The sequence below is a fragment of the Variovorax sp. OV084 genome, assembly GCF_900111625.1.
Classification (GTDB): Bacteria; Pseudomonadota; Gammaproteobacteria; order Burkholderiales; family Burkholderiaceae_C; genus Variovorax.
Genome location: NZ_FOII01000001.1, coordinates 1,024,793 through 1,041,448 on the forward strand (window position 1 = coordinate 1,024,793; position 16,656 = coordinate 1,041,448).

Genomic DNA, 16,656 nt, shown 5'->3' on the forward strand with positions numbered 1-16,656 from the left:
TTTTTCGTCCACTGCGGCCAGCGGATCAGGCCTGCAACTGCGCCCAGGCCTTGTCGAGCCGCTTCACGCTCACCGGCTGCGGCGTGCGCAGCTCCTGTGCGAAGAAGCTCACGCGCAGTTCTTCGAGCAGCCAACGGAACTCGAGCATGCGGTCGTCCACCACGCCCTTGCGTTCGGCCACAAGGCGCCAGTAGCGCTGGTCCTGCGGCTTCAGCTCCGCGAGCTTGGCGGCGTCGCGCGCCGGGTCGGCGCGCAGCTTGTCGAGCCGCAGCACGATCGCCTTGAGGTAGCGCGCGAAGTGCTGCAGCTGCGTCCACGGCGCATCGGCGATGAAGCGCTTGCCGACGAGGCGCTGCAGTTGCTGCGCGGCGTCCTGCACGGCGTCGGGCTGGATCTTCGTGTCCTTGATCTTGCGCGCGGCCGCCGCGTATTCGACGAGGATGGTCGACGCGAGCCGGGCCACCTCGTTGGCAATCAGCGTGAGGCGGCCACGCCCCTCCTCCAGCCGGCGCTTGAACGCGAACTCGTCGGTTGGCAGCGGCTCCTGCAGGAAGGCGCGGTCGATCGCGACATCGATGATCTGCGTGCGCAGCTCTTCGGAGGTGCCTAGCGGCATGTAGGCCACCGACATCTTCTGCAGGTCGGGAATGTTCTTCTCGAGGTACTTGAGCGCGTCTTTCAGTTGCAGCGCGAACAGGCGGCGCAGGCCGGCGCGGTGCTTGGCGGCTGCCACGGCGGGCTCGTCGAACACCTCGATGGTCACCGCGTCGCCTTCGTCGCGCAGCGCCGGAAAGCCGATCAGCGATTGCGAGCCGCGGCGCACTTCCATCAGCTCGGGCAGCTCGCCGAAGGTCCAGCCCGTGTAGCGCTGGCCGGCAGGCAATGCGGCGGGTGCGGGCTGGCTCGCGTCCTTCGCGGGCGCCCCGGACTTGCTTTCGGACACAGCAGCCGCATTCTTCTCCGGCGACGCCTTGACGTTGAGCCCAGCCAGCGCCTGGAAGGCACCACGCGCCTGCGCACCAAGCTCGGCCTTCAGCGCACCGAGGTTGCGCCCCATGCCCAATTGCCGGCCGTGCTCGTCGATCACGCGCAGGTTCATGAACAGGTGCGGCGGCAGCATGTCGAGCTTGAAGTCGGCGCGCTTGACGTCGATGCTGGTCATGTCGCGCACGCGCTTGAGCAGCACGTCGGTCAGCGAGCCTGTGCCGAACAGCTCAGGCACGGACAATTCTTCCGCCAGCTTCGAGGCCGACTCGGGCAGCGGCACCAGCCGCGAGCGCGGACGCTGTGGCAGGCTCTTGAGCAGTGCCTGGATCTTGTCCTTGAGCATGCCCGTCACCAGCCACTCGCAGCGCTCCTCGCTCACCTGGTTGAGCACGAACAGCGGCACGCTGGCCGTGAGGCCGTCCTTCGCGTCGCCGGGCTCGTGCAGGTATGTCGCGGCGCAATCCACGCCGCCGAGCCGCAGCGTCGGCGGGAACGATTGCGTCGTGATGCCGGCCGCCTGGTGGCGCATCAGCTCGTCGCGCGTCAGGAACAGCAGGCGCGGCTGTTCCTTGGAGGCATGGCGGTACCAGTTCTCGAAAGTGATGCCGCTGGCCACGTCGACGGGCAGCTGTGCGTCGTAGAAGGCGAAGATCAGTTCGTCGTCGACCAGTACGTCCTGCCGGCGCGACTTGTGTTCCAGCCCCTCGACCTCGCGCACCAGCTTGCGGTTGGCCTGCAGGAACGGAAACTTGCTCTCCCACTGCCCGGCTACCAGCGCTTCGCGGATGAAGATCTCGCGCGCCGCGACCGGATCGACCTTGGTGAAATCGACACGCCGCCCGCTGTAGACCACGAGGCCGTACAGCGTTGCACGCTCCAGCGCTGACACCTGCGCGCCCTTTTTCTCCCAGTGCGGATCGAGCAACTGCTTCTTCAGCAGATGCTCCGCCACCTGTTCGAGCCACTGCGGCTCGATATTGGCGATGCCGCGCCCGAAGAGCCGCGTGGTCTCGACCAGTTCGGCCGCGACGATCCATCGGCCCGGCTTCTTCTTCAGGTGCGCGCCGGGGTGCTTGTAGAACTTGATGCCCCGCGCGCCGAGGTAGGCCTCGTCGTCTTCAAGCTTCCAGCCGACGTTGCCCAGCAGGCCTGCGAGCATCGACAGGTGCAGCGGCTCGTAGCCGGCAGGCTCCGCATTCAGGCGCCACTTGTGCTCGGTGACGACCGTGAGCAGCTGCGAATGGATGTCTCGCCATTCGCGCACGCGGCGGATGTTGATGAAGTTCTGCCGCAACAGCTGTTCGTACTGCCGGTTGCTGAGCTTGTGCGTGTCACCATGGCCGCCGCGCGCGTCGGCGATCCATTTCCACAGGCGAAGGTAGCCGCTGAACTCGCTCTTCTCGTCGTCGAACTTCGAATGCGCCTGGTCGGCCTGCTGCTGGGCTTCCATCGGGCGGTCGCGCACGTCCTGCACGCTGAGGGCCGACGCGATGATGAGCACTTCTTCGAGCGCGCCGCGCGAGCGGGCTTCCAGGATCATGCGGCCCACGCGCGGGTCCAGCGGCAGCCTCGACAGCTCGGCGCCGGTGTGCGTCAGCTCGTTGGCATCGTCGACCGCGCCCAGTTCGTTGAGCAACTGGTAGCCGTCGGCAATCGCGCGCGGCGACGGTGCCTCCAGGAACGGAAAGCGCGCCACGTCGCCCAGGCGCAGCGACTTCATCCGCAGGATCACGCCGGCCAGCGACGAACGCAGGATTTCCGGATCGGTGAAGCGCGGGCGGCCTTCGAAATCTTTCTCGTCGTAGAGCCGGATGCAGATGCCGTTCGCCACGCGCCCGCACCGACCCGCGCGCTGGTTGGCCGCCGCCTGGCTGATCGGCTCGACCAGCAGCTGCTCGACCTTGCTGCGGAAGCTGTAGCGCTTGACGCGCGCCGTGCCGGTGTCGATCACGTAGCGGATGCCCGGCACCGTGAGCGAGGTTTCGGCCACGTTGGTGGCCAGCACGATGCGCCGGCCCGTGTGGCCGTCGAAGATGCGGTCCTGCTCGGGGCCCGAGAGCCTCGCGAACAGCGGCAGCACCTCGGCATTGCGCAGCAGCGGCTGGTGGCTCAGGTGGCGGCGCAGGTGGTCGGCCGCCTCGCGGATTTCGCGCTCGCCGGGCAGGAAGACGAGGATGTCGCCTGCGTTGTGCGGATCGCGCCAGAGTTCGTCGACGCCATCGGCAATGGCGTCGTTCAGGTCATGCTCGCGCGATTCTTCGAAGGGCCGGTAGCGCTGCTCCACCGGGAAGGTGCGGCCCGACACCATGATGGTCGGCGCCGGTCCCTTGGCCGAGGCGAAATGCTGCGCGAAGCGGTCGGCATCGATGGTGGCCGAGGTAACGATCACCTTCAGGTCGGGCCGGCGCGGAAGAATCTCGCGCAGGTAGCCCAGCAGGAAGTCGATGTTCAGCGAGCGCTCGTGTGCCTCGTCGATGATGAGCGTGTCGTAGGCCTTCAGCAGCGGATCGGTCTGCGTCTCGGCCAGCAAGATGCCGTCGGTCATCAGCTTGACCGAGGCGTCCCGGCTCAGGCGGTCTTGAAAGCGCACCTTGAAGCCGACCACGTCGCCCAGCGGCGTCTTCAGCTCTTCGGCGATGCGCTTGGCCACCGAACTCGCGGCGATGCGGCGCGGCTGCGTGTGGCCGATGAGCCGGCCCTTGCCCGGCTCGGCGTTGAGCTTGCCGCGGCCCAGCGCGAGCGCGATCTTCGGCAGCTGCGTGGTCTTGCCCGAGCCCGTCTCGCCGCAAACGATCACGACCTGGTGCGCCGAGATGGCGGCCATGATTTCGTCGCGCCTGCCCGAGACAGGGAGCGATTCGGGAAATTCGATGCGGAGAGGTGTCGTGGTCGTCAAGGGAAGGCAGTCGTCGGGCTGGCGGCGGGCAAACCGTCGATTATCGGTGCGCACCGCGGCTGTTGCACGGTATCCACAGCGCGCTGCTTCGTTGCAACACGATCCGTAAATAGTCTTTACTCAATTGCAAACCGCTACTACGATCGCGTCCCATGTCCTATCGCCTTGCCCCCACCACCTTGCGCCGTCGCTGCGCAAGCCATGCGCCCGCCGCGCATGGGAGGGTCAAGTTGCCTCGCCCGGCCTGAAGCCCGCGCCCTCGCTCATGTCGGCGCGCTTCGGACACTGAAGCGCCGCAACCGACCCCCACAGCGTCTTGCCTGCCGACTCCTTCATTTCGAAGGAGCGGCCGCCTTTGTCGTACCAGCTCGATTCAAAAGAATCAAAAAAGAAAAACACCATGTCCAAAGACATCCATTCCCGTCTGCACGCCGAGCTCGCAGAGCGCACGCGCCACCTGCAGACCGTCGCCGAAGCCCTGAAGACCGAGCTCTTCGGCATCGACGACATCATCGACCGCGTGATCGATTCGCTGCGTGCCTGGTATGTGCTGCCGCAGATCATCAGCCGCCCCGTCATCGTCTGCCTTTGGGGCCTCACCGGCACCGGCAAGACGCAGCTGGTGCGCAAGCTCGCGCAGCACCTGGGCTTCTACGACCGCTTCATCGAAGTGCAGATGGACGGCTTCAGCCACGGCTCTGGCTACCACAGCCGCGGCTCCATCTCGGCAATGCTGGCCGAATCAGGCATCGCCGAAGGTACGCCCGGCATCCTGGTGCTCGACGAGTTCCAGCGCTTTCGCACGGTCGACGGCAACGGCAACGACGCCAAGGTCGAGCGCTACCAGGACGTGTGGGCGCTGCTGTCCGACGGCCGCCTGCCGCCCGCGCTCTCGATGCTCGGCGAGATCGAGTCGTCGCTCGCGCATGCCGAGTTCGTGCAGGACCGCGACGGCGCCGACAAGAAGAAGTTCGACAAGAAGCGCAAGCTGCACCTGTCGCCCTGGGAAGCGCGCGAAGTCAAGCGCTGCCTGAAGCTCTCCGAGACCCTGCTGCAGATCATGGCGTGGAAGCCCGCCGAGGTGCACGCGCGCCTGCGCGCCTTCCGTGACACGCAGCAAAGCTGGGAGACCGACTACAGCAAGCTGCTGGTGTTCGTCTCGGGCAACCTCGACGAGATGTACGCCGAGACGGCCCAGCGCGTCGAAGACTGCGACACCGACGCCGACATCTTCCACGCGCTGACGAAGAAGCTCTCCGTCATCGACGTGAAGAAGGCGCTGGCCGAGCGCTTCCGCCCTGAGCAGATCGCCCGACTGGGCAACAACCACGTGATCTACCCCTCGTTCAACCGCGCGACCTACGTGCGCCTGATCCTGTCGATCTGCGACCGCTACGTGGCCGAGATCCAGGAAAGCTCCGGCGTGCGCTTCGTGCTCGACGCTAGCGTGTACGAGCAGATCTACGCCAACGCCGTGTTCCCGGCGCAGGGCACGCGCCCGCTGTTTTCGTCGATCCACGCGATCCTGAGCGCGACGCTGGTCAATGCCGCGCTGTGGGCGCTGGAGCAACGCGCCGACGGCAGCGAGCCGGTGTGGCTCACGCTGGACGCGGGCGCGTCGTGCATCACGGCCAAGTACCGCAAGGCGCGCCGGCAGTTTCCGGTCGCGCTGGAGCTGAACCGCCTCAAGCAGCGTTCGAGCGAAGACTTCCGCGCCCTGCTCGCCGTGCACGAGGCAGGCCACGGCGTGGCCTACGGCCTGCTGTTCGCCCGCGCGCCGCAGGAGATCAAGATCAATGTGGCCTCGTTCGAGGGCGGCTACAACAGCTACGAGCAGCGCAAGGCCTGGTCGAAGGAGAACCTGCGCGACCGCATCTGCGTGAGCCTCGCGGGCCGCGCCGCCGAACAGCTGGTGTTCGGCGAGCAGGCCTGCACCTCCGGCGCCACGCAAGACTTCATGCAGGCGACTGCCTATGCCGCGCAGTACGTGCGCCACTTCGCCTTCGGCACGCGCCTGAGCCGCACCGACGTCGCGAACGACCCGGGCGACAACGTCAACACCGACATCGAGGTGACCAACCCCGAGATCGAGGCCCTGCTGGCGCAGGAGCACGCACGCGCACTGGCGCTGCTCGACGCGCATACGCCTGCGCTGATGGCGGTGGTCGACGCACTGCTGCGCGAGGGCTCCATCGCGCCGGCCGAACTGGCCGCGATGCTCGAGCTGCCGGACCCGGCGGCCGGCGCGGCCACGGATGCCTACGCGGCGCTGCTGGCGACCTTCCGCGCCCGCAACGCCGGCCTGCCACCGCCGACGCCACCCACGGGCGCAGGAGCGGCCATTCCCGCCAGCGCAGCCCGCGTGCTGCGCGCGATCGCCTGAGTCAGGCAAATGACGCCTCATGAATGCACAATCACGCCCCATGTCCACCGTCTTCAATTTCACCTTCGTGCCCTGGTTCCGCTCGGTCGCGCCCTACATCCACACGCACCGCGGTAAGACTTTCGTGGTCGGCCTGGCGGGCGAGGCGATTGCGGCGGGCAAGCTGCAGAACATTGCGCAAGACCTGGCACTGATCCAGAGCATGGGCGTGAAGATCGTGCTGGTGCACGGCTTCCGGCCGCAGGTCAACGAACAGCTCGCGGCCAAGGGCCACGAGGCGCGCTATTCGCACGGCATCCGCATCACCGACGAAGTGGCGCTCGACTCCGCGCAGGAAGCCGCCGGCCAACTGCGCTACGAAATCGAGGCTGCCTTCAGCCAGGGCCTGCCCAACACGCCGATGGCGGGCTCGACGGTGCGGGTGATCTCGGGCAACTTCATCACTGCGCGCCCTGTCGGCGTGGTCGACGGGGTGGACTTCAAGCATTCGGGCCTGGTGCGCAAGGTAGACGCGGCCGGCATCCGCCGCACGCTGGACTTCGGCGCGATGGTGCTGATGTCGCCCTTCGGCTTCTCGCCCACCGGCGAGGCCTTCAACCTGACGATGGAAGAGGTGGCCACCAGCGTCGCCATCTCCATCCAGGCCGACAAGCTGATCTTCCTCACGGAAATCCCCGGCATCCGCATCGACAGCGAGCTGCCCGAGAGCGAAGACAACCCGATCGACACCGAGCTGCCGCTGGACGCCGCCGAAAAGCTGCTGGCCTCGCTGCCGCCGGCCCAGAAGCCGACCGACACGGGCTTCTACCTGCAGCACTGCGTGAAGGCCTGCAAGGGCGGCGTGGAGCGCAACCACATCCTGCCCTTTGCGCTCGACGGCTCGCTGCTGCTGGAGGTGTACGTGCACGACGGCGTCGGCACCATGGTGATCGACGAGAAGCTCGAAAGCCTGCGCGAAGCCACGGTGGACGACATCGGAGGCATCCTGCAGCTGATCGAGCCCTTCGAGCGCGATGGCACGCTGGTCAAGCGCGACCGCAACGAGATCGAGCGCGACGTGGGCCACTACACGGTGATCGAGCACGACGGCGTGATCTTCGGCTGCGCGGCGCTCTATCCGTACCCCGAGGCGCGCACCGCCGAGATGGCCGCGCTCACGGTGTCGCCCCAATCGCAGTCGCAGGGTGACGGCGAGCGCATCCTCAAGCGCATCGAGCACCGCGCCAAGGCCATGGGCCTGGACAGCATCTTCGTACTCACCACGCGCACCATGCACTGGTTCCTCAAGCGCGGCTTCCAGCAGGTCAACCCCGACTGGCTGCCCGAAGCGCGCAAGCGCAAGTACAACTGGGATCGCAAGAGCCAGGTGCTGGTCAAGAAGATCTGACCGCCCGCTGAAAACCCACGAAGGAGACTGCCCCGATGACGCTCGCCACCGCCCTTCTCTTCGCCATCGTGGCCTTTGCGGCCATCGCCACGCCCGGCCCCACGGTGCTGCTGGCGCTCAGCAACGGTTCGCGCCACGGCGTGCGCCGGGCGCTGCCGGGCATGCTCGGCGCGGTGCTGTCTGATTTCGTGCTGGTCGGCGCCGTGGCGCTCGGCCTGGGCGCGCTGCTGGCGGCGTCGGAGTTCTGGTTCTCGATGCTGAAGTGGGTCGGCGCGGTGTACCTGGCCTGGCTCGGGCTGCGCATGCTGCGCTCCAAGGGCGGTTTTCACCTGCCGGCCGCCGATGCCGCGCCTTCGGTCACGGCGGGCGAAAGCCGGCGCATCTTCTTCAAGTCTTTCCTGGTGGCGGTGACCAACCCCAAGGGCTACATCTTCTGCTCGGCCCTGCTGCCGCAGTTCATCGATCCCTCGGCCGCGCAGGCGCCGCAATACATCGTCATTGCGCTGATCTTCGCGGGCCTGGACATGGCTGTGATGCTGGCCTATGCCTTCGTCGGCGCCCGCGCGATTCGGCTGCTGACGGTGTCGGCCACGCGCTGGATCGATCGCGCCTGCGGCGGCATGCTGCTGGCGCTGGCCGGCTCGCTGGCCTTCTACCGGCGCAGCGCGACCTGACGCCTGCCAGCCGTCATGGCTGCCAGTAGCCGCTTCGGCAGGAGCGGTAACACCTGTCACCGATAATCCCGGGCATGAATCCCCTGCTTTCCCGGTTGCAACCCTATCCCTTCGAACGGCTGAAGCAACTGTTCGCGGGCGTCACGCCCAACCCCGAGTTCCCGGCCATCAGCCTGGGCATCGGCGAACCCAAGCACGCCACGCCGGGCTTCATCAAGGACGCCCTGAGCGCCAGCCTCGGCGCGCTGGCCGCCTACCCCGCCACCGCCGGCGACCTGGCGCTGCGCACCGCCTTCACCGACTGGCTGAAAACCCGCTATAGCCTTGCCCTCGACCCGGCCACCCAGGTACTGCCCGTCAATGGTTCGCGAGAGGCCCTGTTCTCGCTGGCGCAGACCGTGGTCGACCCCACCGTTTCGCCGCAGCCGGTGGTGATGTCGCCCAACCCGTTCTATCAAATCTACGAGGGCGCGGCCCTGCTCTCGGGCGCCGAGCCGTACTACGCAGCCAGCGTGCCCGCGCGCAATTTCGCAGTCGACTGGGACAGCGTGCCCGAGGACGTCTGGGCCCGCACGCAGCTGGTGTTCGTCTGCTCGCCGGGCAACCCGACGGGCGCGGTGATGTCGCTGGACGAGTGGAAGAAGCTCTTCGCCCTGTCTGACCGCCACGGCTTCGTGATCGCCGCCGACGAGTGCTACAGCGAGATCTACTTCCGCGACGAGCCCCCGCTCAGCGGCCTCGAAGCCTCGGTGAAGCTCGGCCGGCCCGACTTCCGCAACCTGATTGCGCTGACCTCGCTGTCCAAGCGCAGCAACGTGCCCGGCCTGCGCAGCGGTTTCGTGGCGGGCGACGCGGCCATCATCAAGAAGTTTCTGCTCTATCGCACCTACCACGGCAGCGCCATGAGCGGCACCGTGGCCGCAGCCAGCATCGCGGCCTGGGGCGACGAGTCGCATGTGGTCGACAACCGCGCCCAGTACCGCGCCAAGTTCGCGGCCGTCACGCCGCTGCTCGAACCCGTGCTCGACGTGCGGCTGCCCGACGCCAGTTTCTACCTCTGGGCCGGCGTGCCCGAAGTGTGGGCTGGCGACGACGAAGCCTTCGCCCGCGCGCTCTACGCTCAATACAATGTGACGGTTCTGCCGGGGAGCTATCTCGCGCGCGAGACCGCGCACAGCGCCAACCCGGGCCGCGGCCGCATCCGCATGGCACTGGTGGCCGAAACAGCCGAATGCGTGGAGGCCGCCGAGCGCATCGTCCGCTTCTGCAAGGACGCCCGCCGCTGACCCGCTTTCCTGCCCCGATTTTTCACCCGAGACCTTCTCAATGACCCAGCAACTGCAACAAATCATCGACGCCGCGTGGGACGACCGCGCCAACATCTCGCCCACCGCCTCGTCGGCCGAAGTGCGCGACGCCGTCGAGCACGTCATCACCGAGCTCAACAACGGCAAGCTGCGCGTGGCAACCCGCGAAGCCGTCGGCCAGTGGACCGTGCACCAGTGGATCAAGAAGGCCGTGCTGCTGTCGTTCCGCCTGAAGGACAACGAGCAGATGCAGGCCGGCTCGCTCGGCTTCTACGACAAGGTGCCCACCAAGTTCTCGCACCTGTCGGCCGGTGAGCTGAAGGAATCGGGCGTGCGCATCGTGCCGCCGGCCGTGGCCCGCCGCGGCAGCTTCATCGCCAAGGGCGCGATCCTGATGCCCTCGTACGTGAACATCGGCGCCTACGTGGGCGAAGGCACCATGGTCGACACCTGGGCCACCGTGGGTTCGTGCGCACAAATTGGCGCCAACGTGCACCTGTCGGGCGGCGTCGGCATCGGCGGCGTGCTCGAGCCGCTGCAGGCCGGCCCCACCATCATCGAAGACAACTGCTTCATCGGCGCGCGCTCGGAAGTGGTCGAAGGCGTGGTGGTCGAAGAAAACTCGGTGCTGTCGATGGGCGTGTTCATCGGCCAGAGCACCCCCATTTACGACCGCGCCACCGGCGAAACCCATTTCGGCCGCGTGCCCGCCGGCTCGGTCGTCGTGGCAGGCAGCCTGCCCAAGGACAACGGCCGCTACAGCATGTACGCAGCCATCATCGTGAAGAAGGTCGACGCCAAGACGCGTTCCACCACTTCGCTGAACGACCTGCTGCGCGACTGATCGGCTCCTTCAAGGCCGAACCCTTTTCCCCTTAGAGAAAACAACAGCACCCGAGGAGAGAGACCGATGAACATGATGGAGCGAATTCTTCGTTTGATGGCCGAGCGCAAGGCCTCCGACATCTACCTCTCGGCCCACTCCCCGGTGCTGATCCGAATCAACGGCATCTGCGTGCCCATCAACGCGCAGGTGCTGCCTGCGACCGCACCGCTCGCGCTGCTGTCCGAAGTGGTGCCCGCCGCCCGCATCCAGGAGCTGGAAAGCACGGGCGAACTCAACATGGCCGTCGCCCTCGAAGGCGCCGGCAACTACCGCGTGAGCGCCATGCGCCAGCGCGGCACCTACGCGGTGGTGGTGCGGCACATTGCCGCCGACATCCCGAGCTTTGCCGATCTGAACCTGCCCGACATCCTGAAGACGCTGATCATGGAAAAGCGCGGGCTGATCCTGATGGTCGGCGCCACCGGCGCGGGCAAGACCACCACGCTGGCCTCGATGCTCGACTACCGCAACGAGCACGCCAGCGGCCACATCCTCACGGTCGAGGAGCCGATCGAGTTCACCTACACCAACAAGAAGTCGGTGGTGAACCAGCGCGACGTGGGCAGCGACACCACCTCGCTGCAGACGGCGCTGAAGAACGCGCTGCGCCAGGCGCCCGACGTGATCCAGATCGGCGAAATCCGCGACCGCGACACCATGACCGCCGCCATCGCGTACGCGCAGTCGGGCCACCTGTGCGTGGCCACGCTGCACGCCAACAACAGCTACCGCGCGCTGAACCGCATCCTGAGCTTCTTCCCGGTCGAGGTGCGGCCCACGCTGCTGGGCGACCTGGGCGGCGCGCTGCGCGCCATCGTGTCGCAGCGCCTGCTGCGCACGCCGGCCGGCGGCCGCGTGCCGGCGCTCGAAGTCATGCTCAACACCGCGCTGGTGGCCGAGCTGATCGAAAAGGGCGACTTCTCCGCCGTGAAAGAAGCGATGGAAAAGTCGATGGCCGAAGGCTCGCAGACCTTCGAGGAAGACATCGCCCGCCTCATCACCGAAGAGCGCGTCACACGCGAAGAAGGCCTGTCGCAAGCCGACTCGCCCACCAACCTGATGTGGCGCCTGCAGAACCGCGCCGCGCCCAAGCCACAGGTCGACGACCGCAATCTGACCGACCAGGTCGACGAACCCACCTTCACCGACATCACGCTCGACGTGAAGTTCTGAACCAAGCCTTTTCCCGATGTCCCGTACGCTCCAGCTCGCCGAACAACTCATCTCGCGCCCCTCCGTCACCCCCGACGATGCGGGCTGCCAACAGATCCTCGGCGAGCGGCTGGCGCAACTGGGCTTCACGCTGGAAACCATCGAAAGCGGCCCGGCCGACTTCCGCGTGACCAACCTGTGGGCGGTGCGCCGCCCCGCGAACGCGGTCGCGACCAGGACGCTCGTGTTCGCCGGCCACACCGACGTGGTGCCCACCGGCCCCGTCGAGCAATGGACCAGCCACCCCTTCACCCCCACGCACCGCGACGGCAAGCTCTACGGCCGCGGCGCCTGCGACATGAAGACCTCGGTGGCGGCCTTCGTGACCTCGATCGAGGAATTCCTGCAGGCCGTGCCCGAGCCGAAGCTCACGCTGGCGCTGCTGCTCACCAGCGATGAAGAAGGCCCCGGCGTCGACGGCACCGTCATCGTCTGCAATGCGCTGGCCGCCCGAGGCGAGGTCATCGACTACTGCATCGTCGGCGAACCCACTGCCGTGGAGCGCTGCGGCGACATGATCAAGAACGGCCGCCGCGGCACCATGAGCGGCAAGCTCACAGTGAAGGGCGTGCAGGGGCACATCGCCTATCCGCACCTGGCGAAGAACCCAGTCCATTCGGTGGCGCCCGCACTGGCCGAACTGGTGGCCATCAACGCCGCCGGCGGCTGGGACACCGCAAGCAACCCCTATTTCCAGCCGACCAGCTGGCAGATCAGCAATTTCCATTCGGGCACGGGCGCGAGCAATGTGATTCCGGGCAGCGCGGTGATCGACTTCAACTTCCGCTTCTCGACCGAATCCACGCCCGAGTCGCTGCAGCAGCGCGTGCACGCCGTGCTCGACGCGCACAAGGTCGACTACACGCTGGCCTGGACCATCGGCGGCCTGCCCTTCCTGACCACGCCGGGCGAACTGGTCACGGCCGTGCAGGGCGCCATCCGCGACGAGACCGGCATCGAGACCGAGCTGTCGACCAGCGGCGGCACCAGCGACGCTCGCTTCATCGCCAAGATCTGCAAGCAGGTGGTCGAGCTGGGCCCGGTGAACGCCAGCATCCACAAGATCGACGAGCACATCGACGTGGCCGAGATCGAGACGCTGAAGAACATCTACGTGCGCACGCTGAAGCAGCTCGACGCTGCGCTTGCGGCATGAGCACCGTCATCGAACTGATCGAGTCGGGCGCCAAGCGACTTGAAGAGGCCGGCGTGGCCTTCGGCCATGGCACCGCCAACGCCTTTGACGAAGCTGCCTGGCTCGTGCTGTGGCGCCTGAAGCTGCCGCTGGACGACATCGACAGCGTGGCCGACAGGCCCGTATCGCCCGCGGACGCCGGCAAGGTCACCACACTCATCGACGAACGCATCTCCACCCGCAAGCCTGCCGCCTACCTCACCAAGGAAGCGTGGCTGCAGGGCGTGCCCTTCTATGTGGACGAGCGCGCCATCGTGCCGCGCAGCTTCATCGCCGAGCTGATCGCCGATGGCAGCATCGACTACTGGCTGGGCGAACACACGCAGCGCGTGCTCGACCTGTGCACCGGCAACGGCAGCCTCGCGGTGCTCGCGGCGCTGACTTACCCGGACGTGACGGTGGACGCAGCCGACCTGTCGGTCGAGGCACTTGAAGTGGCCGCAATCAACGTCACCCGCCACCAGCTGGACGCCCGCGTCACGCTGATCGAATCGGACGGGCTGAAGAACCTGCCCGGCCCGTACGACCTCGTGCTGTGCAACCCGCCCTACGTGAACAGCGCCAGCATGGCCGCCCTGCCCGCTGAATACCGCGCCGAGCCTGAGCTTGCGCTGGCCGGCGGCGCCGACGGAATGGATTTCGTGCGCCAGCTGTTCGCCGACGCGCCCTCGCGCATGAGCGAACAGTCCGTGCTGGTGCTGGAAATCGGCAACGAGCGCGACTATTTCGAAACCGCCTTCCCGCAGCTCGAAGTCGTCTGGCTCGAAACCTCGGCGGGCGAGGACCAGGTCTTGCTTGTCACACGCGACGCCCTGGTGGCCGGCGCCGGCGTGCGTTAGCGGCGCCCGCCCCAAGCCCCCTTCAGCCGTTTTCTCGCAGCCATTGGCCGCGAAACCCCATTCACCGGGCCATTCCCCGCGCCTGCCGCGCCTTTCCCCTGCGCTTTTGCCCCCTTTCGCCGGGCCGCAAAGGACGGGCGGGATAATCGCCCCTACGGTTCCTCTTTCATGATCACTCTCAAAAACGTCATTCTTCGCCGCAGCGCCAAGGTTCTGCTCGACGGCGCCACCGTCACCCTCAACCCCGGCGAAAAGGTCGGCCTGGTGGGGCGCAACGGCGCCGGCAAGTCGACCCTGTTCGCCCTGCTCAACGGCACGCTGCACGAAGACGGCGGCGATTTCTCGGTGCCCAAGCACTGGCGCATGGCCCAGGTGGCGCAGAACATGCCCGAAACCGAAGAGTCGGCAACCGACTTCGTGGTGGGCGGCGACACCCGCCTGACAGAGCTGCGCGAGTCGCTGGCCGCCATCGAGGCCGCCTACACCGAGAACCCCGACGACGCCGACATCGGAATGGAGCTGGCCCACGCCTACACCGACCTGGCCGACGCCGGCGAGCACGACGCCGTGCCGCGCGCACAGGCGCTCATCCTGGGGCTGGGCTTCAAGTCGCACGAGCTCGACGAGCCCGTCAACAGCTTCTCCGGCGGCTGGCGCATGCGCCTGCAGCTGGCCCGCGCGCTGATGTGCCCGAGCGACCTGCTGCTGCTCGACGAACCCACCAACCACCTGGACCTGGACGCGCTCGTCTGGCTCGAAGCCTGGCTGCAGAAGTACCCGGGCACCATGATCGTCATCAGCCACGACCGCGAGTTTCTCGACGCCGTGACCGACGTCACCCTGCACATCGCCAACGCCCAGCTCACGCGCTACGGCGGCAACTACAGCAAGTTCGAGGACATGCGCGCGCTGCAGATGGAGCAGCAGCAGGTTGCCTTCAGCAAGCAGCAGGACAAGATCGCCCACCTGCAGAAGTTCATCGACCGCTTCAAGGCCAAGGCCAGCAAGGCCAAGCAGGCGCAAAGCCGGGTCAAGGCGCTGGAACGCATGGAGCGCGTGGCGCCGCTGCTGGCCGAGGCAGACTTCACCTTCGAGTTCAAGGAGCCGGGCAACATTCCCAACCCGATGCTGTCGATCAGCAACGCGAGCTTCGGCTACGAGATCGAGAACGAAGAGCCGAAAACCATCCTGCGCGGCGTCAGCCGCTCGGTGCTGGCGGGCCAGCGCATCGGCATCCTGGGCGCCAACGGCCAGGGCAAGTCGACGCTGGTGAAGACCATCGCGCGCGAAATGGGCGCGCTGGCCGGCCAGGTGACCGAGGGCAAGGGCCTGAACATCGGCTACTTCGCGCAACAGGAACTCGACGTGCTGCGCCCGCAAGACACCCCGCTCGAACACATGGTGCGCATGGCGCGCGAACTCGGCAGCAGCGTGAAGGAAGCCACTGGCGAGCAGGCGCTGCGCGGCTTCCTCGGCAGCTTCAACTTCAGCGGCGACATGGTCAAGCAAGCCGTGGGCACCATGAGCGGCGGCGAAAAAGCCCGCCTCGTGCTGGCAATGATGGTGTGGCAACGCCCCAACCTGCTGCTGCTCGACGAGCCCACCAACCACCTGGACCTCGCCACCCGCGAAGCCTTGGCCGTGGCGCTCAACGAATTCGAGGGCACGCTGATGCTGGTGAGCCACGACCGTGCGCTGCTGCGCTCGGTGTGCGACGAGTTCTGGTTGGTCGGCCGCGGCGTGGTCGGCGACTTCGACGGCGACCTGGACGACTACCAGCGCTACCTGCTCGACGAAGCCAAGCGCCTGCGCGAAGAGGCCAAGGTGGCCGTGCGCGAGGCCGTCAGCGCGGCGGCTGCGGCCGCTGCTGCACCGCCGGTGGCCGCGCCCGCCGCCCCGCAGCAGCGCAAGCAGGACGCCCAGGAGCGCCAGCAGCGCAGCGACCAGGCCAAGCCGATCAAGCGCGAGATCGCCCAGATCGACGAGCGCTTGGCCGCGGCCGGCACCGAGCGCACCGCGCTCGAGGCGCGCCTGGCGCAACCGCTGCCTTCCGCCGAGATCGCCGAAGCCGGCAAGCGGCTGAAGGCGCTCAACGATGAAATCGGCCGCCTCGAAGAGCGCTGGCTGGCCCTGTCGGACCAGCTGGAAGCGCTCGCGGCCTGAGCCTGGAAGCCGACAACAAGGGAGTCGCTGGATGCCGTCTGCAATCGAACTGGCCCGGGGTGACGAAAAACTCATCGCCGCCGTGCACCGCAGCCGCCGCCTCATCACCCGCAAGGCGCTGATGGCGGCCGCGGCCAGCGCCGTTCCCCTGCCCGGCATCGACTGGATGGCCGACGCGGCGCTGCTCTCGCGGCTGGTGCCGCAGATCAGCGCGGAATTCGGCCTTTCGGTCACCCAGGTCGAAAAGCTCGCGCCGCACCAGCGCGAGCGCATCCAGAAGGCCGCGACCACGGTCGGCGCCCTGCTGGTCGGGCGGCTCGTCACGCGCGACCTGCTGATCCGGCTGGCAAAGCACGCGGGCGTGCGCCTCACCGCCAAGCAGGCGACCAAGTACGTGCCCATTGCGGGGCAGATCGTGTCGGCCGCGCTCGGCTATGCGGCGCTGCGGGCGCTCGGCGAGCAGCACATCAAGGACTGCGTGCGCGTCAGCTCCACCCTCGCTCTCGCGCCGCCCGAACCGCACGCGAGCGCCTGAGCGCCTCGCGGTCGAACAGCACCTGCGCCGCCCACGCCGCGCAGACCAGCCCGAAGCAGCCGCCGCCAGCGATGGCCGGGTGCGCCGCGATCAGCCCGACAACCAGCCCCGCCAGGGACAGCAGCGCCAGCAGCACGCACAGCGCGCGGTCGAGCCACAGGCCCGACGGCAATCGTCTGCGGCGCACGGCCT

General features: G+C 67.4%; 13 protein-coding genes. 10 read left to right on the forward strand and 3 right to left on the reverse strand.

The genetic code is table 11. The features are described from left to right. Positions 1 to 25 precede the first annotated feature (25 nt). Together hrpA and BMW87_RS35040 are read right to left on the reverse strand one after the other, a co-directional pair. On the reverse strand, positions 26 to 3,811 hold the full coding sequence (gene hrpA / locus BMW87_RS04985; protein ID WP_371258793.1) for an ATP-dependent RNA helicase HrpA: 3,786 nt from the start codon (positions 3,809 to 3,811) through the stop codon (positions 26 to 28). A gap of 297 nt (positions 3,812 to 4,108) precedes the next feature. Next, the gene (locus tag BMW87_RS35040) at positions 4,109 to 4,285 is read right to left on the reverse strand and encodes a hypothetical protein (RefSeq protein ID WP_176928781.1); all 177 of its coding nucleotides are present in this window, start codon (positions 4,283 to 4,285) and stop codon (positions 4,109 to 4,111) included. Between BMW87_RS35040 and BMW87_RS04990 the strand changes: the two genes are divergently transcribed. From BMW87_RS04990 to BMW87_RS05035, 10 genes are all read left to right on the forward strand, one after another. Further along, positions 4,284 to 6,266 (forward strand): AAA family ATPase, encoded by a 1,983-nt coding sequence (locus tag BMW87_RS04990; RefSeq protein WP_093074613.1) that lies wholly within the window; start codon positions 4,284 to 4,286, stop codon positions 6,264 to 6,266. The two genes, BMW87_RS35040 and BMW87_RS04990, sit on opposite strands and share 2 nt — an antisense overlap. A gap of 40 nt (positions 6,267 to 6,306) precedes the next feature. Continuing rightward, positions 6,307 to 7,653 (forward strand): amino-acid N-acetyltransferase, encoded by a 1,347-nt coding sequence (gene argA, locus BMW87_RS04995; protein ID WP_093054709.1) that lies wholly within the window; start codon positions 6,307 to 6,309, stop codon positions 7,651 to 7,653. 35 nt (positions 7,654 to 7,688) lie between these two features. Continuing rightward, entirely contained in the window at positions 7,689 to 8,327 is a 639-nt protein-coding gene (locus BMW87_RS05000; protein ID WP_093074616.1) for a LysE family translocator, read from the forward strand. A gap of 74 nt (positions 8,328 to 8,401) precedes the next feature. Next, positions 8,402 to 9,613: a succinyldiaminopimelate transaminase gene (gene dapC, locus BMW87_RS05005; RefSeq protein ID WP_093054705.1), complete on the forward strand. Its 1,212-nt coding sequence runs from the start codon at positions 8,402 to 8,404 to the stop codon at positions 9,611 to 9,613. Positions 9,614 to 9,653: 40 nt separating this feature from the next. After that, a complete protein-coding gene (gene dapD, locus BMW87_RS05010) occupies positions 9,654 to 10,478 on the forward strand; it encodes a 2,3,4,5-tetrahydropyridine-2,6-dicarboxylate N-succinyltransferase (protein WP_093054703.1) in 825 nt (274 codons plus the stop codon). A 66-nt stretch (positions 10,479 to 10,544) separates the two neighbouring features. Further along, positions 10,545 to 11,693, forward strand: coding sequence for a PilT/PilU family type 4a pilus ATPase (locus tag BMW87_RS05015; protein ID WP_093054701.1), 1,149 nt, complete (start codon positions 10,545 to 10,547; stop codon positions 11,691 to 11,693). Positions 11,694 to 11,709: 16 nt separating this feature from the next. After that, positions 11,710 to 12,888, forward strand: a complete 1,179-nt coding sequence (gene dapE / locus BMW87_RS05020) for a succinyl-diaminopimelate desuccinylase (protein WP_093074619.1) — start codon at positions 11,710 to 11,712, stop codon at positions 12,886 to 12,888. Then, on the forward strand, positions 12,885 to 13,766 hold the full coding sequence (gene prmB / locus BMW87_RS05025; RefSeq protein WP_093074622.1) for a 50S ribosomal protein L3 N(5)-glutamine methyltransferase: 882 nt from the start codon (positions 12,885 to 12,887) through the stop codon (positions 13,764 to 13,766). The genes dapE and prmB overlap by 4 nt, the downstream gene beginning before the upstream one ends. A gap of 168 nt (positions 13,767 to 13,934) precedes the next feature. Further along, positions 13,935 to 15,929: an ABC-F family ATP-binding cassette domain-containing protein gene (locus tag BMW87_RS05030; protein ID WP_093054695.1), complete on the forward strand. Its 1,995-nt coding sequence runs from the start codon at positions 13,935 to 13,937 to the stop codon at positions 15,927 to 15,929. A gap of 31 nt (positions 15,930 to 15,960) precedes the next feature. Beyond that, the gene (locus BMW87_RS05035) at positions 15,961 to 16,464 is read left to right on the forward strand and encodes a hypothetical protein (protein WP_093054693.1); all 504 of its coding nucleotides are present in this window, start codon (positions 15,961 to 15,963) and stop codon (positions 16,462 to 16,464) included. On the opposite strand, the gene BMW87_RS05040 is transcribed toward BMW87_RS05035, so the two are convergent. Then, positions 16,415 to 16,651: a hypothetical protein gene (locus BMW87_RS05040; RefSeq protein ID WP_143042582.1), complete on the reverse strand. Its 237-nt coding sequence runs from the start codon at positions 16,649 to 16,651 to the stop codon at positions 16,415 to 16,417. The two genes, BMW87_RS05035 and BMW87_RS05040, sit on opposite strands and share 50 nt — an antisense overlap. Between the last annotated feature and the right edge of the window lie 5 nt (positions 16,652 to 16,656).